The organism is Flavobacterium endophyticum (assembly GCF_003634455.1).
Classification (GTDB): domain Bacteria; phylum Bacteroidota; class Bacteroidia; order Flavobacteriales; family Flavobacteriaceae; genus Flavobacterium; species Flavobacterium endophyticum.
Genome location: NZ_RBLC01000003.1, coordinates 74,673 through 93,274, shown reverse-complemented (window position 1 = coordinate 93,274; position 18,602 = coordinate 74,673). Strand labels below are relative to the sequence as shown.

At 35.2% G+C, this 18,602-nt stretch carries 22 protein-coding genes; 3 read left to right on the top strand and 19 right to left on the bottom strand.

What is annotated here, in order from left to right; translation table 11 throughout:
* Nucleotides 1-68: 68 nt before the first annotated feature.
* On the bottom strand, nt 69-308 hold the full coding sequence (locus tag CLV94_RS11895; RefSeq protein WP_121376724.1) for a hypothetical protein: 240 nt from the start codon (nt 306-308) through the stop codon (nt 69-71).
* Nucleotides 309-411: 103 nt separating this feature from the next.
* Here CLV94_RS11895 and CLV94_RS11890 point away from each other — a divergent pair, with 103 nt between their 5' ends.
* Together CLV94_RS11890 and CLV94_RS11885 are read left to right on the top strand one after the other, a co-directional pair.
* Nucleotides 412-1,464 (top strand): DUF2891 domain-containing protein, encoded by a 1,053-nt coding sequence (locus CLV94_RS11890; protein ID WP_121376723.1) that lies wholly within the window; start codon nt 412-414, stop codon nt 1,462-1,464.
* Nucleotides 1,465-1,527: 63 nt separating this feature from the next.
* Nucleotides 1,528-3,096, top strand: coding sequence for an NAD(P)/FAD-dependent oxidoreductase (locus tag CLV94_RS11885; RefSeq protein WP_121376722.1), 1,569 nt, complete (start codon nt 1,528-1,530; stop codon nt 3,094-3,096).
* Here CLV94_RS11885 and CLV94_RS11880 read toward each other — a convergent pair.
* Entirely contained in the window at nt 3,093-3,392 is a 300-nt protein-coding gene (locus CLV94_RS11880; RefSeq protein ID WP_121376721.1) for a hypothetical protein, read from the bottom strand. The genes CLV94_RS11885 and CLV94_RS11880 overlap by 4 nt on opposite strands.
* Before the next feature lie 120 nt (nt 3,393-3,512).
* Nucleotides 3,513-3,866: a hypothetical protein gene (locus tag CLV94_RS11875; protein WP_121376720.1), complete on the bottom strand. Its 354-nt coding sequence runs from the start codon at nt 3,864-3,866 to the stop codon at nt 3,513-3,515.
* 437 nt (nt 3,867-4,303) lie between these two features.
* On the opposite strand from CLV94_RS11875, the gene CLV94_RS11870 reads away from it, so the two are divergent.
* A complete protein-coding gene (locus CLV94_RS11870; protein WP_121376719.1) occupies nt 4,304-4,576 on the top strand; it encodes a hypothetical protein in 273 nt (90 codons plus the stop codon).
* A gap of 16 nt (nt 4,577-4,592) precedes the next feature.
* On the opposite strand, the gene CLV94_RS11865 is transcribed toward CLV94_RS11870, so the two are convergent.
* From CLV94_RS11865 to CLV94_RS11785, 16 genes are all read right to left on the bottom strand, one after another.
* On the bottom strand, nt 4,593-5,396 hold the full coding sequence (locus CLV94_RS11865; protein WP_121376718.1) for an abortive infection family protein: 804 nt from the start codon (nt 5,394-5,396) through the stop codon (nt 4,593-4,595).
* Nucleotides 5,397-5,409: 13 nt separating this feature from the next.
* A complete protein-coding gene (locus tag CLV94_RS11860; protein ID WP_121376717.1) occupies nt 5,410-5,763 on the bottom strand; it encodes a hypothetical protein in 354 nt (117 codons plus the stop codon).
* A 4-nt stretch (nt 5,764-5,767) separates the two neighbouring features.
* Nucleotides 5,768-6,289, bottom strand: coding sequence for a hypothetical protein (locus CLV94_RS11855; protein ID WP_121376716.1), 522 nt, complete (start codon nt 6,287-6,289; stop codon nt 5,768-5,770).
* Between the two features lie 193 nt (nt 6,290-6,482).
* Nucleotides 6,483-7,190 carry a hypothetical protein gene (locus tag CLV94_RS11850; protein ID WP_121376715.1) on the bottom strand — a complete coding sequence of 236 codons (708 nt, stop codon included), beginning with the start codon at nt 7,188-7,190 and terminating at the stop codon, nt 6,483-6,485.
* A 12-nt stretch (nt 7,191-7,202) separates the two neighbouring features.
* Nucleotides 7,203-8,048 carry a hypothetical protein gene (locus CLV94_RS11845; RefSeq protein WP_121376714.1) on the bottom strand — a complete coding sequence of 282 codons (846 nt, stop codon included), beginning with the start codon at nt 8,046-8,048 and terminating at the stop codon, nt 7,203-7,205.
* Nucleotides 8,041-9,570 carry an AAA family ATPase gene (locus tag CLV94_RS11840; protein ID WP_121376713.1) on the bottom strand — a complete coding sequence of 510 codons (1,530 nt, stop codon included), beginning with the start codon at nt 9,568-9,570 and terminating at the stop codon, nt 8,041-8,043. Before CLV94_RS11840 ends, CLV94_RS11845 begins: the two co-directional genes overlap by 8 nt.
* Nucleotides 9,571-9,624: 54 nt before the next feature.
* Nucleotides 9,625-10,344, bottom strand: a complete 720-nt coding sequence (locus tag CLV94_RS11835; RefSeq protein WP_121376712.1) for a class I SAM-dependent methyltransferase — start codon at nt 10,342-10,344, stop codon at nt 9,625-9,627.
* Between the two features lie 119 nt (nt 10,345-10,463).
* Nucleotides 10,464-11,210 (bottom strand): nuclease-related domain-containing protein, encoded by a 747-nt coding sequence (locus CLV94_RS11830; protein WP_121376711.1) that lies wholly within the window; start codon nt 11,208-11,210, stop codon nt 10,464-10,466.
* Between the two features lie 296 nt (nt 11,211-11,506).
* Nucleotides 11,507-12,517: a hypothetical protein gene (locus CLV94_RS11825; protein WP_170148793.1), complete on the bottom strand. Its 1,011-nt coding sequence runs from the start codon at nt 12,515-12,517 to the stop codon at nt 11,507-11,509.
* A 73-nt stretch (nt 12,518-12,590) separates the two neighbouring features.
* Nucleotides 12,591-14,165: a DNA methyltransferase gene (locus CLV94_RS11820; RefSeq protein WP_121376709.1), complete on the bottom strand. Its 1,575-nt coding sequence runs from the start codon at nt 14,163-14,165 to the stop codon at nt 12,591-12,593.
* Nucleotides 14,166-14,240: 75 nt separating this feature from the next.
* Nucleotides 14,241-14,768, bottom strand: a complete 528-nt coding sequence (locus CLV94_RS11815) for a hypothetical protein (RefSeq protein WP_121376708.1) — start codon at nt 14,766-14,768, stop codon at nt 14,241-14,243.
* A gap of 12 nt (nt 14,769-14,780) precedes the next feature.
* Nucleotides 14,781-15,335: a hypothetical protein gene (locus CLV94_RS11810; RefSeq protein WP_121376707.1), complete on the bottom strand. Its 555-nt coding sequence runs from the start codon at nt 15,333-15,335 to the stop codon at nt 14,781-14,783.
* 196 nt (nt 15,336-15,531) lie between these two features.
* Nucleotides 15,532-15,918 carry a VOC family protein gene (locus CLV94_RS11805; RefSeq protein WP_121376706.1) on the bottom strand — a complete coding sequence of 129 codons (387 nt, stop codon included), beginning with the start codon at nt 15,916-15,918 and terminating at the stop codon, nt 15,532-15,534.
* A 67-nt stretch (nt 15,919-15,985) separates the two neighbouring features.
* Entirely contained in the window at nt 15,986-16,831 is an 846-nt protein-coding gene (locus CLV94_RS11800) for a tetratricopeptide repeat protein (protein WP_121376705.1), read from the bottom strand.
* A gap of 147 nt (nt 16,832-16,978) precedes the next feature.
* Nucleotides 16,979-17,374 carry an NAD(+)--rifampin ADP-ribosyltransferase gene (gene arr / locus CLV94_RS11795; RefSeq protein ID WP_317125121.1) on the bottom strand — a complete coding sequence of 132 codons (396 nt, stop codon included), beginning with the start codon at nt 17,372-17,374 and terminating at the stop codon, nt 16,979-16,981.
* Between the two features lie 506 nt (nt 17,375-17,880).
* Nucleotides 17,881-18,594, bottom strand: coding sequence for a DoxX family protein (locus CLV94_RS11785; protein ID WP_121376702.1), 714 nt, complete (start codon nt 18,592-18,594; stop codon nt 17,881-17,883).
* Nucleotides 18,595-18,602: the final 8 nt, after the last annotated feature.

Sequence of the window (18,602 nt, the reverse complement as noted above, 5' to 3'; positions counted from 1 at the left end):
TAGAATATGAAATACCCTATCAAAAAGTACAAGCCCGAAATCAAAAATCAAAAATCATAAATCCAAAATTATTCCTCCCAAACTTCTCCACGGTGCGGTTTTAAAGCATCACGAACGGCAATCATATTTTCTTCGGCAACGACCATATAGGCAATGGCGTGCATTTCGTTCAGGGCTTCGAATCCGGTGATGTTTAGCGGTAGCTTTTCGGCTTGGATGAATTCTTTAAGATGGATTTCGTGGTGTTCTGCTGTTTTAGCGCCCGCAGGTCCTCTGAAATCCCAGATAAGTTTTATTTTTCTTGACATGGGTGTGTTCTGTTTAGGAATGCAAATCTACAAACTTAAAATGGCTTGTTCTTTTTTTGCGGCAAATTAGCCGTAAAAGTTTATTTTTGGGAAAAGATGCACCATGAAATTATCTCACTACTTTTTTCTTCTTTGTTTCCAGTTTGGGTTTTCGCAGGAACTGACGCTAGAAAAGGCGAATCATCTGGCTACACTGCCTATCAAGTGTTTGCAACAGGAATATCCGAACAAATTAGGTCAGTTGTTGCAAGACAGTACCGAATTGCAATCGCCTAAAGCATTGCATCCGGCATTTTATGGTTGTTTTGACTGGCATTCGTCTGTGCATGGGCATTGGAGCTTGGTGTATTTGTTGAAGAAGTTTCCGAATCTGGCAAAGAAAGAGGAAATCATCAGCAAGCTGCGGACTAATCTTTCTAAAGAGAATATCCAAAAGGAAATCGACTATGTTTCTAAGGCGCATGAAAAGTCGTTTGAGCGTACGTATGGCTGGACATGGCTGTTGAAACTGCAGTTGGAGCTAGAAACTTCTTCGGAACCGTTTGCCAAAGAATTGGCAGGCAACTTAAAGCCTTTGTCTGACCTTATTATTCAAAGATATATCGAATTCTTGCCTAAACTATTGTATCCGGTGAGGGCGGGAACGCATTCGAACACGGCTTTCGGGCTTAATTTTGCTTGGGATTATGCGGTGTATTCTAAGAATGTAGCTTTGCAAAAAAGCATCAAGGAGAATGCCATCAGGTTATTCCAAAAGGATAGGGAGTGTCCGTTGAATTGGGAACCTAGCGGGACGGATTTTCTTTCGCCTTGCTTGGAAGAGATTGGAACCATGCAGCGTATTCTGCCTAAAGCGGAATTTTTAAAATGGTTAAAGGATTTTTCGAAGCCACTTTTCGACAAAAAGTTTACTTGGGACGTAGCACGAGTTTCGGATAGAACCGACGGACATTTGGTACACTTGGACGGCTTAAACTTTAGCCGTGCTTGGAATTTGTATTACTTAATCAACCAATATCCTAAGGAGTTTTCGCATTTGAAAGCGCTGGCAGACCATCATCTTGATTTTTCGCTTCCTTCTGTCGTAGATGGCAATTATGAGGGCGAGCATTGGCTGGCTTCGTTTGCGTTGAGGGCTTATGAGGAAAAGCGATAGTCTGAAGATAGCACTGCTTTTTGGACTGTTACAAACATCTTTAAATTTTTCTACCTTTGCGCCATGCCAAGAGAATTTCAAATACAGGTGACGCCAGAGGTGGCTGCCAATCCGCAATTATTGACCGAACATGTTGCCAAGCTGATGCAGGTAAAACCTGCAGAGATCAGGCATGTTGCTATCATCAAGCGCTCTATTGACGCGCGCCAAAAGGCAATTAAAATCAATCTTAAGATTCAGGCGTACTGGAACGAAGCGTATGAGGAAACCAAAATTGGATTGCCTGATTATAAAGACGTGTCTGGAAAGCAGGAAGTGATTGTGATCGGCGCGGGGCCTGCGGGCTTGTTTGCGGCGTTGCAATTGATTGAGCTGGGACTAAGGCCTATCGTGCTGGAACGTGGCAAGGACGTGCAGGAACGCCGTCGTGATTTGAAGGCAATTAATAGGGACCATGTCGTAAATGAGGACTCTAACTATTGTTATGGTGAGGGGGGCGCTGGAACGTATTCTGACGGCAAATTATATACGCGTTCTAAGAAGCGAGGCGATGTGGACCGTATTTTGGAATTGTTTGTAGGCTTTGGAGCTTCGGAAGAGATATTGATAGAGGCGCATCCGCATATCGGGACGAATAAATTGCCGAAGATTATCAAGGCGATGCGCGAAAAGATTATTGAGTTTGGCGGCGTGGTTTTGTTTGATACGCGCGTGACCGATATTTTAGTGAAAGGGGATGCTGTTGAAGGCGTGCAGACGCAAAAGGGCGACGTTATCAAAGCGGAGAAGATGATCTTGGCAACGGGACATTCGGCACGCGACATTTTTGAACTGCTGGATCGAAAGAAAATATATATAGAGGCCAAGCCTTTTGCCTTGGGCGTTCGTGCGGAACATCCGCAGACGCTTATTGACAGCATACAGTATAGTTGCGATTATAGGGGAGACTATCTTCCGCCGGCGCCTTATTCGATTGTGAAGCAGGTGAATGGTAGGGGAATGTATTCTTTTTGTATGTGTCCGGGTGGGGTGATTGCGCCTTGTGCTACAAGCCCTGGGGAAGTGGTGACGAATGGCTGGTCTCCGTCTAAACGGGATCAGGAAACGGCCAACTCGGGTATTGTGGTGGAGTTAAAACTGGAAGATTTTAAACCTTTTGCTAAGTTTGGCGCTTTGGCAGGAATGGAATTCCAAAAAAGTATTGAACAAAGGGCTTGGCATCTGGCGGGAGAGACGCAACGGGTTCCGGCACAGCGTATGGTAGATTTTACGCAGGGCAAGGTTTCGGCAGATATCCCGAAGACTTCGTATGTTCCGGGGACGACTCCTGTGGAACTGGGACAGGTTTTTCCGGGCTTCTTGACGCAGATTTTGCGCGAGGGGTTTGTTCAGTTTGGGAAGTCGATGCGAGGGTATATGACGAATGAGGCTATTTTGCATGCGCCAGAATCGAGAACTTCATCACCGGTGCGGATTCCGAGGGATGCTTATTCTTTGGAGCATGTGCAATTGAAAGGCTTGTATCCGTGCGGCGAGGGTGCGGGTTATGCGGGCGGTATTATTTCGGCCGCTATAGATGGGGAGAAATGTGCGTTAAAGATTGCGGAAAGCTTGGGGATTGCTACGGCCTAGGCCCATTGGGCTTCGGAAGGCGTGAAAGAAGCTTCTAAAGACGTGAAAGGAGTTTCTAAAGACGTGAAAAGAGTTTCTAAAGACGTGAAATGAGTTTCTAAAGACGTGAAATGAATTTCTAAAGGCGTGAAAAGAGTTTCTAAAGACGTGAAAAGAGTTTCTAAAGGCGTGAAAGAAGTTTCTAAAGGCATGAAATGAATTTCTAAAGACGTGAAAAGAGTTTCTAAAGACGTGAAAAGAGTTTCTAAAGACATGAAATGAATTTCTAAATGCGTGAAAGGAGTTTCTAAAGCCATGAAATGAATTTCTACTCACTATAAACTACTAGCAGGGCGCATATTTCTTTTTTCGGCAGCCCTACACTAAAAAAGCCTCTATTGGATAGAGGCTTTTTTGTTTATCACGTATTGTACTTATTATGGGCAAGGAGGGGCGGCACATTGCGCATTTAATGTTGATATGTTATCTCCTGCGATCAAAACTCCGGGGCTGCCAACTGTAACCGTTACGACTGTAGCCGTTTTTGGGACATTAAAGATACGGCTTCCGGTAGCGGCAAGAACTCCGTCAAGATACCAATTGATGGTTCCTGGAGGCAGCGGGTCTCCTGCAATCTTTACCCTGATATGCGTTGTTGTACAGGATGCAACGCACAAGGAGTTGGCAAGCATCTTTTTGTGAGTAGCGGCTTCTTCTTTTTTAGAGTTGCTGCTGGGTGATGTAAATCCGAACAGTAGTAAGGGGATTGCTAATAAAAGTAGTTTTTTCATAAATGGTAGTGTGTAAAGGTTAATATAAAGTTCAAAACAATCAAATATAACGGATTGATTTTTAGAATGCTTACGGGTTTCCGTAGGTGCAAGAAAATAATTGTATTTACACTAAAATTTATTGCTACTACGCATAAAAGCATTGCGCTTAGAAAGAAAATAGTTTTGAAATTAGGCAAGTACTTTTAGATTGAAATAGTTTTTGTTTATTTTGTAAAGTATTGTAAATTAATTGGTTGGTTTTGTTATATTTTTAAATAAATATGTATGTTTGTGATGCAAACTTTAAAGATTATTATGTTTTATTTATCACAGACTCATTTTAAAATTACTACTCGGAGAGGCAAACGGGTGAAAGTCCCGAGACTGATAAATGTAATAATTTATAAAGTTTGCGGTGACCTCTCTTTTTTTATTAACTATAATCCATACAGAAAATGCAAACTTTCAAAGGTCAAGGTGGCGGCAAATCTACAGCCGACACAGCGGGTGATACACGAAACGTATCGAAAGTAAAGGTGTGGTTAACACCGTCTCAATGTGAATTTATTGATTTTGTGCTGTTCTACGGGGCTTCGGAATTGTCGAAGTCTTTGCGGATCGTGCATGATTTGGCTTTATATCATTCTGATGTGCCTATTGGTGTGGAGGAAAAACGGGCACTCTTTGGAGTGAGGTGTTTGGGGAAGAAATTGAAAAAACCGCTGTGAGGCGGTTTTTTGTATTTTAGAAAGGTAAATCATCGTATTCTTCTTCGACAGACTTACTTATATCATCATTTTTTAAATTTATTTTTGGGAATTTGGTTTGGTAATAAGAATTTAAAAAAAGCCCAACTGTGGTAACGGTATTTACAATGAAGTGTGTATAAATGGCATCAGTTATTAAATAGTCGCCATCTGTTTTTCCATGAAAATTAGTTTTTTCACTTCTCAATTTTTCTACACTTTGATTAATTGCTAATAATGAACTTCCGATTGTCTTAATTTCTTTTGGATGCTCATCATTGGTTAAGTTGAATTCTTTTAAGATTATTGAAGTGAGTTTATAAAGAGTTTCTCCTCCACTAATTTTATGATTTATTCTTTCGTCTTTTAGAATTTCCTTTATAATACTTTCAAGAGCTGAATTAGCTAAACCGACAGCTAAACTAGGGTCTGATTCAATTTGTTTATATGCCTTGGTAAAAGTATCATAAGCTGTTTTATACTCGGATTTTAATATGTTTTTAAAAGTAGGAATAGAAGGTATAAAGTCTGGAGTGTCAACCCCTAAATCTATAGCAATTCTAAGGAGATCCATAGGTTTCATGCTATGTAAAGTTGATGTCAAATCAATTTCCTTATTTTGCTTTTCAAATATTGTGAAATTTTCTTCGAAATGGTTAAAGCCATTTGGTTCATAGTTGTTTTGATACCATTTGTTAATATATAAACGAACTAGTTTATAAGATTTAAACTCTTCCCAAATTGTTTGCTCAACAGAGTTCACAAGTTGCATTTGATATTTAGGAGAAATTAAGTCGTTCATTTTTTCGATTAAATTATAAGGTCTGATTAGTTATTTTAACTTTATCTCCAATTTTGATACTTTTGAGTAAATCTCTTTCTATATCAATATCACTATACATATTTAAGCCAGCAAACATTTTATTTGGACGCTTAGTTTTTGATAACAAAATTGATACATTTTCTTGGATGTGCATTACTTTGAAGATTCCTTTCGGATTCTCTAAAAGACCTAAGCTTTTCCCCGAAACGGGATCAATAATCTCTTCTCCTTCGTCATAAATTAAAAATTCCATATGTTCATCAATATTATCAGCTTTCCCTTTATTGATAACTATTCTATCAAGTTCTAAAATTTTAGCAACTCTTATATCAATTTTTTCTGTCATAATATTAGTTTGTATATATTATATAACTCTTTACAATTATTTTTTGTAAAGCAATTATATTATTCGAATTTATTTTTTCTAAAATCTCCGAGTGATTTAAAGTAAAACTCTCAGAGATTTCTAAGAGTTTTACTTGAATGAAATTATCTTGAATATTTTTTACGTATCCTTTACCAAGCTCTATTTCAAAAGAATCATCGATATAAAAAATACTTACCATTGCTAAATGCCCAAGAAAATCATTTTTATGAACTAAAAAAGTTTGATTTTCTGGAACATACCTAAAAATCATTGTTGTATTTGGAGATTTGATTTTTAATTCGGCATTTAAATCGACTATTAGCTTAATAAGAATTAAGATAATAGTAAACGAAATATATATTGTAAAAATTAACCATTTCAAACTTAGTGAATAATTCCAATCAGTAATAAGAATTGTAGAATATGCTGTCAGACTCCCAACAATTCCTATAATAAGAGAAATTCCCTCAAATGAGAATATGTTTTTTATTTTTTCTTTAATCATAAATTGTTATCTATATGATGGTATACAATATTAAAAATGCCACTAAGTTTCTATTTTAAGCATGTTCGAAATCAAATGTATATAATTGTTTTAAGGGAGGCATAAAAATCTTATTAAAGGTTTATGTGTAGATAAACGGAAGATTCGGACTCATGACACAAATTTGGATTTGCTAAACTATTATTGACGGATTTTATGTTGATTTTAGTTGTATGTATTTTTTGTCAATTTCTTTAAGAAGGGATTCGAAAAATCGCATAATATTTTTCAATAAAAATTCTACATAAATATTTTCTTCAATTTCTAAAACATATAAGCTTCCAGACTTTTTAAAACATATTCCATGCGTATTTGGAATTTCCTTTAGATGTTTTTCACTAATAATTCCGTCTTGATGAACTATAATATTTCTAATTTTTTTTTGACGAATTAACGGGTCAAATAATTCTTGTAAGCTTTCTGTAGGCATCTCATACACTTTACTTAAATATGTCCAATATTTTAATAAATCTCCTTTATAGCTATTTAAATCATTAATTTTAATTTTAAAATTGAATTCTACTTCAATCATTTCACAAAGTGATTTTAGTCGAGCCTCATAAAATGAAAAAATTGTAACCACTAACGAGTAACGTTGTAGTCTTTTAATTTCTTCAATCATGATTTCATCATCATAGGTGATATGATGGATATAAGATTCTATAAATTCTTGTTCGCCACCTTTGTTGTATTCTCTAATTGAATTAATTTTTGCTTCAAGATCACTTTTAGATTCCGATAGCAACTTTTCCTGATTGACATTTAATTTTCTAAGGGCCGAAAAAGAGTTGCTAATGCTAAAATCTAGATATGATATTTCTGTCCAATTAAAGCCATGCATTTCATTTAAGTTTATTTTCATGTGATTATATTGTTATCCAATTTGTCGAAAGCCTTCTTCGCAAAACCAAGCATCATTTGCTAAGCCGAGATATAATGCTGTTGTCCATAAGTTCCTATTATTTTCTAATCTAGATCCGGCATTTTCCATTAGTCTTTTTCGGACCTCTTCGCTACCGCCATTTGTGTAATCGTTGATCAGCATTCGTTTAATTGCCGATAATTCGCGGGCTGCTTGTACGCTATAAAGAGACTTAAGCCCATAAGTTTCTATATGATGTTTTACTCTTTCAAACAATAAATCTGTCCAGTCTGATTGTCGCTCAGCATAAAAGTTAATGCATATAGGACTAGTTCTATTTACAGTTGCCTTTAGCCACTGGATATTTTCAATGTTGTCATAATATGGATGCAGGGTTTCTGTCTCTGGCGAAGTTGGATAGAAAGAAAGCTTTCCAGTATTACAATCTTTACAAGATGGAATAAGATTAATTGGCACAACTGATAATCGGGGATACTCCGCTTTTGGAAGATAATGGTCAAGGGTCGTAACATTTCGATGTGCGCACAATGGACATAATTCTTGTGGAGCGGAAAGGAACAATTCATCATAATGAATTCGCCCAGCAGGATTTCCTACCATTCTTAGAGTATACACATCCTTTAGTTCTTTTGCTGTGACATTCCTATTTACTGTTTCTTCCCTATTGATAGTATGCATCAATCCTTTTGTGATTTTATTTTCGAATTCCTGCTCGGCTTGTTGTATTAAATCTTCACATGCCGTAAGTCTATTTCGTAGATCTCTATTTCTGACTATCCTAATACAATCTGAGTAGACTCGTACAGAAGATAATGTAGGTTTTGTTACTCTAAGCATCTTTATTATTTTTATTTGCTATTATGGACATTAAAATTGACCGTGCTTCCATTCCAAGCTGAAATTCGAATTCTCTTAAAACAGAATCGTAATTGTATTTTTTTTGCTCAGCAACGCTAGATAATAGGTTATAAAAACCAGATTCCATAACTTCCAATCCAAATATATCGTTTGTTAAAATTCCTATATTTTCTCCAAAAGATTCATTCGGTAATCTTTCGGCAATAGAAAGGGAACCGCTACGACGTATTTTCCAAGCACAGCTTTTAGGTACTTCTTGCAATATAACAGGAGAATGAGTAGCTATTATTGCAACTCCATTAGTGTCTATTAATAAATCTGACATAGTCCTAATAAATGCAGAGAGAAGCGGTGGATGTAGATGTGCCTCAGGTTCATCCATAATTATCAAACTTTTCTCGTGTAATTCTTCAATTAACTTTGTTATAGTGAGTAAAATTATTTTATGTCCAGAGCTAAGTGCTCTAAATGTGTGTTTAATCTTAATGGTAGATGTTCTTGATTTATCCAACTCAATCAACTCAATAATTCCAGCTTCACGAAAATTAGGGTCAGATTGCAAACTAGTAACGGCTTTTATCCATCTATTTTTAAGCCCTCTTGATTTACAAAAGCATAAGCTATCATAAAATTCTTTAGGAAGTGTTTTTGGGCTTTTTATAGTTATTTTTCCATCATTATAATGCCATAGACCTATATATGAATATCTTAAATTTTTGGTAGTAACTTTTGTCTTTGTACGAAGATTTATTTCGTCAAAAGCACTAAAAGATACATGTACTAGATTAACAAAAGTTGTATCATGTACACTATATTCAATATCCTCTTCAAATTTAAAAGTACCCTTTGCTATTTCTTTTTTATCGGATAATAATGAATCAATCATATTATTTATTAAATAAGTCTTACCAACTCCATTTCGACCTATAAGTACGTGTATGTTGGTTGGCGGAAGCGAATCAGGTTCAACATCAAATGTTAGTTTTAGAAATGAAGAATTATTAGCACTAGGCTGATTAAAAAGAAAACGGTAGGGAGTTAACTTTGCTCCTCCTAATGCCATTCTTCTATATTGACCAGTAATAGTTGATTCACTCAAGGATCGTAGAAAAGAGCTTCGAAATACACGTTCATGCTTAATTCCTTCAAGCAACTCTATATTTCTTGCCAAATCATTTAAGTTTATAAGAATTTCTTCCCTTATTTTCGAAGGAAGCATGTTCAGACGTTCGTAATACTCTTCTGAAGTGCCTAAAGAAAAGTGAGTATCACCGATATAATCGAAAGAATAACCTACCTGAAATACTCTATCCAGCTGTTTTTGGCCTTTAAATCCCAACATTACGCCGCCTAATCGATGTTTTTCAGAATTTTCATCTACAAAAAAAATCCCAAATGTTGTATAATAACTATAATCATTCCAATTGTCCCAAGTCAAATAAACTTTGTTTTTACTTTGAGGAGGATAGTTTCCCGGTTTGTCTAATATTTCAAATTCCATATGAATTTTATTAATGAGTTTTATAATAAAAATGCAGAGGGTCTTTTAAATTTCTTAGTGCTTTTTTACTAAAAAATCTATACTGTTTATCCGACAAGTTTTTAAATAATTTTGTTGAATTTTTCTGATTTGATTAGGGGTGTATTTTTCTTTATAAACTTCATTTATCCAATGTTTAATGAATTTTATTTTATAATTGTTTGGAAGTTTTTCTTTTTCAATATAACCTATATATTCGAAATCAGAAGAAGGAAACATTTCGTATAAATCTGATTTTGAGTAAAAAGATTTGAAATAGCTTTTGTCAGTGATTTCCTTTTTATTTGATAAGTGTGATGAAGAATGAACAGTAACTAATATAAGAGTGCCAGATTCACTATATTGATTTAATTGTGAAACAAAATTATATGCGTCATTTTTTTTAAAAAAATGTAATAAGTTGGAAATAATAATTGCTGTAAAATAATTTCCTTTAAAATTATCTGATGGAAACTCAGTAGAAGAGTAATTGATTCTTTCTGCCTTGTTTCCGGATTTAATTACTCTATCTTTTAAAAGTTGTAATTGCATTTCATTTGTGTCAACTGCAAATAACTCATAGTTTGAGTCTAATAAATCTAGTAGATAGGTACTTTGGCCGCAACCAATATCGATAACTTTTCCAGAATTTTTAATAGAATAATCTCTTATTGGATTATTAAATTTAGATAAAATCCTTTCATTAGGGAACCACTCTGAATAAAGTTTCCAATATAATTTCATGTCGTCTGTCATACTATCTTTTTAAGATTCTAATCATTTGAAATCAAATGTATTGATTTTTTTGTACAAAGTAAATTCTTACGAAAGTATTAGGTTAAGAGCACGCTTTTTGGGGTGAAGCGGCTGGTATATTAATTAAAGATTCTATCCTCGCCTAACATATCTTTAATGTTTTCGACATGCTGCCTTTGAACTTCATAGCTTTCGCCATTTTGTACGGCTTGTTTTAATACTCGAACAACATCGTTTTTATTGGTATAGGGTGCGGGCGTATTGGTTTCTGTAATGATTTGCATGACTTCGATAACTCTTTCTGCTTTTACGATATAGGTTCCTTCGGGCACGAAGGTGATGTCTTTTAGAGTACAGTCGCCATCGAACACGATAATGGAATAGAAAGGAATGTTTTGGAATTGCTGGAGCTGCTTTTTTAGGTCTGCGATATGCTTGTTGTTTTGCAGTATTGGGTTGTAGAAAGAGTATTTCTGCTGGCCAAAGGCCAACACTTGTGTCCATCGTGTTTGATGTCCGTTTCCGAAAATCCAACCGCTGTAGTCTTTTATTTCGAAGACGAGTATGCCTACTTTGGTGGCAACGACGAGATCGATTTGGGAATATTTGTCTTTGTATTTTTTTAGGTATAGGTCGTGGAAAATGGTTTGTGCCGGGATTCCTGATTTTAGGAGTTTTGCTACCAAACGGCGTTCTGCTCTTGTGCCTCTATGGGATTGGGTTACGGGTTCTATTGTTTCCTTTTCTTGTATAGGAATATAGTAGCTGCGTTGCGGAACGTTGTTTTTTGCTTCAATATAATCTCTCATCTTATTAAAGATAATAACGAGGCCAACTATGATGAATAGGATAAAAACAATGTCCATATGAGTTGCTTTTATTTCTTGTTATTCGTAATTGTTTGAAATCAAATATATTGAAATGTTTTAGATAATGTAAATTCTTACTAAAACATTTGATGATGGGTTTGTTTTTATCGGTGAAATGTTTTCAGGAAATAATGATGATAGCGCTAAAGAAGTTATAAATGATAGAATCGTTGGTTGGATGGGAGATATGACAACTTATCTAGGATAATGTAAATAGATTTTATGAAAACAAAAAAGCTCTTCAATTGAAGAGCTTTTTTGTTTTATTATTCTGATTCAAATTTATTTTTAACTTATATGTTTTCTGTTTGTTTAATAAAAAGTATATCGGACTTGCAATTATATGTTCGTTGGTTTTTTGCCCAATAAAATTCAGTATTTAACCTTTCAATGTCCAGTATAATATTATTTAGATGCTCATTAATTTTTTCTCTCAAAAAAACGATATTTCTTTTTAGTTTCCAGCTATTCGTTAGGTCAGCTTCATCAGTTAATACTAGAAAAAATCTATTTGAAGCATCAAATCTGGCTTCGCCTTGATTTTCATAAAACCAAACTTTTAGTTCTTCTGGATTTTCTTCAGCTTCGGATATGATTTCACGTTTGTGGTGTTTTAGATCTGTAATAAATAGCCTTGCCTCATCTCTTGGATCTTCGGACACTTTGTTATATAAATGCAACTTTAGCTGTTTGTCCTTTAAATCATTAGGTATGAATATATTTAATTGCCTGCAAACTCTTTTCAATCTCGTTAATTCATTACCATACCCTCTTGCTTGAAGTTTTTGGGCAAGTAATTGCTCAGGGAAGTAGGTAACTTTTAAATCAAAAGGAATGTTGTTTATAAAAAAATCAATTTTCTTTACAAGCCCAACAGTAGGAAGAACATTAGTATGATCTTTAAATAAGTCTTCAATCAAAATTGATGTCCAATGGTTATACCAAGAGTTTAATGTATAGCCTCTAAGACTTGATAAGAGACTACCTTCTATTTCTTCATTAATCCTATCAAAAGATTGAATTCGCTTTACATAGTTATTAACAATGTTTTTTTCAAGACTATTTCCAAAAGAGCCTCCCCAATCAAAATGTTGAAGCCTACTAAGTTGATCAACTAAAGACTCCTCGTTTAGCCTCCTTATTTCTCTTTCTTGATTATATTTTTGAATGATAAAATTATTAATTTGCTCATCTGTGATGTACTCGAAATTAAATAGATGTGAAAAATATTGCCTTACTTGTAAATGATTGATATCTATATTATGTAAATGGCAAAATTCTCTCATTGTCTCGTTCCGAGACATACTTCGGAGTTTTAGGAAGCGGATGCCTCTAGTATCATTTTCAATACTAGGAAAATCATCATTCCTAAATAAATTATCTAATTGCGAAAAGTTCAATGTTGTCATTTAATATCCATTCATTATTTGTATTAAAAGTAAAGTTTTGGGTTAAAATATCAACTAAGTCAATATTTCCAATGATTATTCTTTGTGTAAAAATGATCATCATCATTCTTAAAAATATTTCATTGGTATCTAATGGGGTTTCTTGTAGCCATTCTTGAAGATGGTTAATAAAAAGTAGTTTTATTTCTTGGTCTGAAGGAGTTGTATATCTTATTTCTTGAACTTTTTGAAGAGTTATTAGTACGTCTCCTTTTATGCTTTTGGATCTATTTATTTGGCGGGGCGTAAAACTCTTTTGAACAAGCCATGTAAAATCTATTATTTCAAAGCCATTTTTTATACAAGCATTTGTTATGACCTTCCACTCTAAACCAGACAGAGAATGGTATGTTAGGGAAAAATATCCTTCCATACGCAGTACTCGCTTAATTTCTGAAAAGGCTTTTTCAATTTCTAATTCAAAATTATCAATACTTTTTTTTCGAAATTTGCTATCAGAAATAACTATTTCTTTTTCATAATCCGGATTGAATTTAAGCCATGAGTTCCAGATTATACTCTGCTCAAAATAAGGTACTGCATCTCCATAAGGTGGATCAGTAAAAATATAATCAATAGAATTGTCAGGAATATTTAGTTGTTTAGCATCATATTGGGTGACTCGATATTCATTAGTGTATTTTTGCAAATTTTCTCCTTTAAAGAAGTCCAAATAATCTTTTTTTCCTTTTATTATTTTATGAAGTCTATTTTGAAAGTAATGTAGCACATTGTTTTCCAAATAAGTGTCTCCGACATAAAAACCTGTCATCCATGCTCCTTGTGACATATCGCTCCTGCTTTTAATTGGCGGGACTAATTTTGAGCAATTAGCAAGATTTGCTGTAAAAGCTAACTTTAAAAGCTCTTTTTCACCTCCTGTTGAACAGGTTTCTATTAAGGAAAGTAATTTAGCATGGCAAGCCAAGGCGCGTCTTGTAAATAAATCCGCTACCGTCATTCCTTTTTTAGCGGATATTCTTGAATTTTCAATTAATTTATTTGTAGGATACCAGTCATTGATTATTTGTTGTTTTTCATGTTGTAAAAAAAGTTGAGATTGCTCTTTAGAAAAGGATATTTCTCTTGTTTTTTTATCTGTTTTTGATCTGGCTTTTGCTTTTATTACTCGATTATTTTTATCACGAAGAATATTGACGAGATGGAGAGTTTCTCCATCAGTATTAAACTCATACCAACTATCGATGTAAGGAGTAAATTCTTCTTTTATGATATCCCATTCTTTTTCAAGCTTTTGTATATCTACGTCTTTGGTTAATAATTGTTTATTAATAAAATTGGCAATTGGATTAAGGTCATTAGATATAACATTCCTATTTAATAAAAAAGCTTCACAACAAAATACGCCATAACCTGAAAACGGGTCTAATATAGTATCTCCAATACTTGTATAGGTTTCAATAAGAGTCTTTAGATCTTTTGACGGTTTTTTGCCCCAATATTTGTGCATTTCATATCTATCTCTTTTTTGTTTTTCTGCCATTTTTAGATGAATTTATGCAAATCTAATTAATAAATTTTAGTAAAGGTTAATCCTTTATGAGACATTTACTATATATTAGCGATTACGCCAATTAGCCTTTTTCTTTTGATAGATTTGATAGGCCAAACCAATCGCGGCTCCTATTTCGCCCCCGAGATATCCATAATTATGAATGGAGCCGACAATAAAAAAACTTCTGCAATCTTGTACGTCATAAGGAAAACAGCTCGGGTCGGTTTCTCCGCTTAAGGCTTCAATAATTCCTCCGAATATTCCAAATATCATAGCTATACCTAATGTAATGAGTATGGCATTGAAGACGTATTTAAACATCAGCCTTGGGCTTTTGTGTATTAATCCGACCAGGCCTTGAACAATGCCAATGTAGAGGCCGACCCACCATGTTGCTAAAAAGCCGATGAGGGCGGTGGTTAAACGGGGATTGTTATTTCCCCAATCTTGGAAGCCAAATTGCTCAAATTTGAATACTGTAAAGTATTCTGATGAAATGGTATAGGTTATCTGGTCGTGCAACGCTCCGTAGGTTCCGGCTAGTAGGGTAGCTATTAGGATAGTGAGTAGTAGGATGCCTAGTTTTTTCATTAAAGCGGGAGCTTATTTGTTACGTACGATTTTCTCTAGTTTATTTAATTCACTACGCAAACCAAATTCACCGGTATCGACGTTTGAGCCTAAGAATGTTGAAATGCCGCAATCAAAGCAAATTTTTGCAATTCCGACGATAGAGTCGTTCTTTTTAAAAATAAAGATGTCGCGATAGTAGGGCACACAAGAAAGAAATTCTGCTGGTGTAGAATCTTGCTGGCTGAATATTTTTTCTACTTCTTTTTTCTTTAGCTCACTTAGTTCTGTTTTGGTAAATTTATATTTAACTAAGTCGGTTTCAAAATTGGGCTCTGAAACAGAATCTGGATAATCGCTGACTAATAATTGCCTTAATTTTTTTTGGTCTTTGTTTTCATTCTTCAGCTTTAAAAGATTAAGGATGCTGTCTTCTGAAATGTTGAGATAGAAATGCTCGATCTTATCGGAATCATAAAATTTTTTTAATTCTTTTTTTGAAGCTGGTTTTGCAGCTTGTATATTGTCTTTTTGGGTTGCTTTATTACAGCTTATGATTATTAGAAATAAAAATAAATAGTTCTTCATGTTTTTGATTTAGAATTTTATAGTATCGCTTAGTCTTTATACACTGCTACGTTAATTTCGTTGAAGCTATTCTGTCTGCCTCCGAATCTAAACATATAGACTTTTATCTCGGAATTTTGCCATTTGATGTCATCTCTAAAAGTAGCTGTACTACTTCCTTAAAATTAGTTTCTAAAGCATATGTGCTTGCGATGTCTTACATATAAAAGACATTAAACTTATGTCCGTCTGGGTCTGCAAAAACAAAACCGTAATATCCTTCTCCGAATTCTTTGGGTTCGGAAATGATGGTTCCGCCTGCGCTTTCTACTTCTTTTGCCCAATTATCTACCTGTTCTTTGCTTTCGGCAGAAAGGGTGAATATGATTTCGTTGGAACGGTGCGAGTCGGCAATTTCGATGTTTGTATTGGTCTTGAGGATGTCTGGCAGGAAGAAGTGCATTATAAAATTGTCTTCACCGAAAAAAAAGCTTGTCAGGTCGTTAGAGCTTCCGTTGTGCTTAAATCCTAATTGGGTATAGAATTTAGTGGTTCGTTCTAGATTGCTTACGGCTACATTGGCCCACATTTTTTTTGGATTCATAATTTTTATGTTTTGATGGTTAGCAAACAAAATGCATGTCAGTGTATAGTGTATATTTCAGGTATTTCTATATTTTTAATTCAGTTTTCATTTTTTCTACTAAATTCTTAAATCTTTCTTCACTTAATAGATAAGAACTTGATTCGGCAAGCCAATTCTTGAATTTTTCTACTTCTTTTTTTAGATAATATGCCTGCAAAATATTGTATGCATTTTCGGCATTGTATGTTTTATCAGGACAATCTCGAACTACTTTCTTGCAGGTGTTTTCAGCTTCTTTGAGTTTTCCAATTTTGACTTGCGCATAAATTAATTCTTTATTGACGTAGGCATCTAATGGCTCACTTTTTATAGCATCTTCTAGAATATTGATTGCGTCTTGGTATCTTTTTAAGCAATTATATGAGAAAGCAAGTTCAACCCTAAGACCTTTATGGTTGGGATTGATTTTTTTAGCTTTTTCTAGAAATTCTAATGCTTTTTCGCATTCGTTCCAACCGTTGTACCTATATCCCCAATTGTATAATCTTTCTATTGAATTTTCACCTTCTTTATAAGGCTTGAGCCAGTCGGGAGTTTTTTTAATATTTAGCTCTGAGAATTTAGATTCTGGAATGAAAGCCACCAAGGTATTATTTGCTTCTAAACGGTATTTGATGGATGTTTCAGCATCTCTTTTTTTGAGAATAAATTTTCCATTATTATCTATTGTAAAGCTGCCTTCATAATTAAGTGTAAGTCCCGCTTGAGAATCGATATAAATAAATCCGAAATGATAGGAGTTAAGGCTGTCTGGTTCAAAAGCTATCCATTTGTCTTCACTTTGGACAAACCTTTTATCGAAACTAAGTTTCTCCTGTGCGAAAATATTGAATGTTGAAACTAGTATAAGAAGTGTAAAAATGTGTTTCATTGTTTATTCTGTTGATAGGGTTTGTAGACGATTGAAACCAAATATATTAAATTGTTTTGAGGCGGTGAAATGATTCTTTCGGAAAGGTTTATCTGCTATTATGGATGTTAAAATAGCATCTATCTAGTACCTAAGAACAACAAGCTGTTAGTCTTCTATGGCTTCGATGCCTTGCTGTTTTAGTTTTTCTAAATGGTCTTTCATGGTCTTGAGCTGTTCGGCAGTGTGCGGCTGCCATTCTTTTAGTTCTCCGATAACGCGAAGCGGCTGCTGGGAACGGTATGACTTTGTAGGATTGCCTGGGAATTTTTTGTCGGTCAGGTTAGGGTCGTCTTCAAAAGCGCCTGTCGGTTCTATGATGTAGATTCTTTCTGAGCCTTCGCCAAGGGCAAGCTCGGCACCCCAAGTAGCCGCTTCGAGGGTTGCCGTAAAATAGATGTATTTTGCCTTGTACTGTTTCCCGTAGTTGGAATTAAAGCCGGGCTGGATGAGGTCTCCTTGTTTTAGGTCTGCTTTTGTGCCGTGGTAGTATTCTGTTGCCATGTTAACGATTGGATTGTATTTGCTGTTTTGCTTATTTTTGAAACTCATTGTTTATGCGAATCGAAAGCCGCTTGTGATAAGCTTCGTTATAGAAGAAGCTAACTTACAAAAAAAGCAGGATTCGTCGAGAATCAATTTTCGTTCATTTAAAAGATAGTATGTATTTCAATTCTCTGATAAAATTATCAGCAATCCCCAAGAACACGGTCGTGAACAATAACAAATGTCATCCATAACGCGATCAGGATTAACAGCACATTAATAATTGTGAATATTGTATAATAGTTTCGCTGAAAATCATTAGATCGGGTGCTTATTCTTGTAGTGTACAACCTAGAGGAAATTGTAATCAAAGCCATAACTATCAAGACGGCAAGCCCGGGATAAAAACTGGACATTGCCGCACCAATAAGTCCGAGAAGCAAGGCAACAAAAGTTACTGCTATGGATAAGGCTGTGACCCTAGTAAATAGTTTCGTTTTCATTTTGATTGTGATTTAAGATTATTATTTCTTTTTTGCTTTTTCGTATGCTTCCAGACATTTTTCTATCGGCCTGCCTTGCACATGAATGCAATTGCAGAAGTCGATGCAGGCTTGGGGATTGCCATTGTCTTTGCATTGTATTTCGCAATCGGGAATGGTATTGTGAGGCTGGATTTCGAACAGGTTTGTAATGATAAGCACTAGGATGAAAACAGCCGCCGCCGATCTGGCAAAGAAAGCCATAGGAAATTTAGTGCTCCGGGTTTGCTGCCGTAGAAAGGCATCATGGGGCGAACGATTAAAAGGGAGTATAAATTTGAGCTTGTCATAATCCCAAAAAAGGAGATAGGTGTTGGCCAGCACCATTAACGGAGAGGAGAGGAGCGAGCCTTCAAAACGTACGGCCAACGAAAGGATACAGATGTTTAGGATGATTGGAAAATAAAGTACAGCTCCAAGCGTAGCCGTACGGGGAATGAGCAGCAGTATAGCGGCTGTAACCTGCACGATGCCTATAAAAGTGTAATAATAGCTGGTTTCATGCAGGGCTTCTAGATAATGTCCCATGGGATGGTTGACAGACAGGGAAGTAAAGCGTTCTCCTGCAATCTTGACAAAGCCCGAAGGCAAAAAGCCTGCCGCCAAGGCAATGCGACAAAAGACGGTGAAATAACGCAACCATCTATTGCTTTTTGCCTGCAGATGTGCCTGTTCGAATCGGGAAAGCAAGTTCATGGTTTGAG

What these genes read in the sequence shown, in the direction of transcription:
- CLV94_RS11895 (WP_121376724.1), bottom strand. Translation starts at nt 308, where the DNA reads ATGTCAAGAAAAATAAAACTTATCTGGGATTTCAGAGGACCTGCGGGC.
- CLV94_RS11890 (WP_121376723.1), top strand. Translation starts at nt 412, where the DNA reads ATGAAATTATCTCACTACTTTTTTCTTCTTTGTTTCCAGTTTGGGTTT.
- CLV94_RS11885 (WP_121376722.1), top strand. Translation starts at nt 1,528, where the DNA reads ATGCCAAGAGAATTTCAAATACAGGTGACGCCAGAGGTGGCTGCCAAT.
- CLV94_RS11880 (WP_121376721.1), bottom strand. Translation starts at nt 3,392, where the DNA reads ATGGCTTTAGAAACTCCTTTCACGCATTTAGAAATTCATTTCATGTCT.
- CLV94_RS11875 (WP_121376720.1), bottom strand. Translation starts at nt 3,866, where the DNA reads ATGAAAAAACTACTTTTATTAGCAATCCCCTTACTACTGTTCGGATTT.
- CLV94_RS11870 (WP_121376719.1), top strand. Translation starts at nt 4,304, where the DNA reads ATGCAAACTTTCAAAGGTCAAGGTGGCGGCAAATCTACAGCCGACACA.
- CLV94_RS11865 (WP_121376718.1), bottom strand. Translation starts at nt 5,396, where the DNA reads ATGAACGACTTAATTTCTCCTAAATATCAAATGCAACTTGTGAACTCT.
- CLV94_RS11860 (WP_121376717.1), bottom strand. Translation starts at nt 5,763, where the DNA reads ATGACAGAAAAAATTGATATAAGAGTTGCTAAAATTTTAGAACTTGAT.
- CLV94_RS11855 (WP_121376716.1), bottom strand. Translation starts at nt 6,289, where the DNA reads ATGATTAAAGAAAAAATAAAAAACATATTCTCATTTGAGGGAATTTCT.
- CLV94_RS11850 (WP_121376715.1), bottom strand. Translation starts at nt 7,190, where the DNA reads ATGAAAATAAACTTAAATGAAATGCATGGCTTTAATTGGACAGAAATA.
- CLV94_RS11845 (WP_121376714.1), bottom strand. Translation starts at nt 8,048, where the DNA reads ATGCTTAGAGTAACAAAACCTACATTATCTTCTGTACGAGTCTACTCA.
- CLV94_RS11840 (WP_121376713.1), bottom strand. Translation starts at nt 9,570, where the DNA reads ATGGAATTTGAAATATTAGACAAACCGGGAAACTATCCTCCTCAAAGT.
- CLV94_RS11835 (WP_121376712.1), bottom strand. Translation starts at nt 10,344, where the DNA reads ATGACAGACGACATGAAATTATATTGGAAACTTTATTCAGAGTGGTTC.
- CLV94_RS11830 (WP_121376711.1), bottom strand. Translation starts at nt 11,210, where the DNA reads ATGGACATTGTTTTTATCCTATTCATCATAGTTGGCCTCGTTATTATC.
- CLV94_RS11825 (WP_170148793.1), bottom strand. Translation starts at nt 12,517, where the DNA reads ATGTCTCGGAACGAGACAATGAGAGAATTTTGCCATTTACATAATATA.
- CLV94_RS11820 (WP_121376709.1), bottom strand. Translation starts at nt 14,165, where the DNA reads ATGGCAGAAAAACAAAAAAGAGATAGATATGAAATGCACAAATATTGG.
- CLV94_RS11815 (WP_121376708.1), bottom strand. Translation starts at nt 14,768, where the DNA reads ATGAAAAAACTAGGCATCCTACTACTCACTATCCTAATAGCTACCCTA.
- CLV94_RS11810 (WP_121376707.1), bottom strand. Translation starts at nt 15,335, where the DNA reads ATGAAGAACTATTTATTTTTATTTCTAATAATCATAAGCTGTAATAAA.
- CLV94_RS11805 (WP_121376706.1), bottom strand. Translation starts at nt 15,918, where the DNA reads ATGAATCCAAAAAAAATGTGGGCCAATGTAGCCGTAAGCAATCTAGAA.
- CLV94_RS11800 (WP_121376705.1), bottom strand. Translation starts at nt 16,831, where the DNA reads ATGAAACACATTTTTACACTTCTTATACTAGTTTCAACATTCAATATT.
- arr (WP_317125121.1), bottom strand. Translation starts at nt 17,374, where the DNA reads ATGGCAACAGAATACTACCACGGCACAAAAGCAGACCTAAAACAAGGA.
- CLV94_RS11785 (WP_121376702.1), bottom strand. Translation starts at nt 18,594, where the DNA reads ATGAACTTGCTTTCCCGATTCGAACAGGCACATCTGCAGGCAAAAAGC.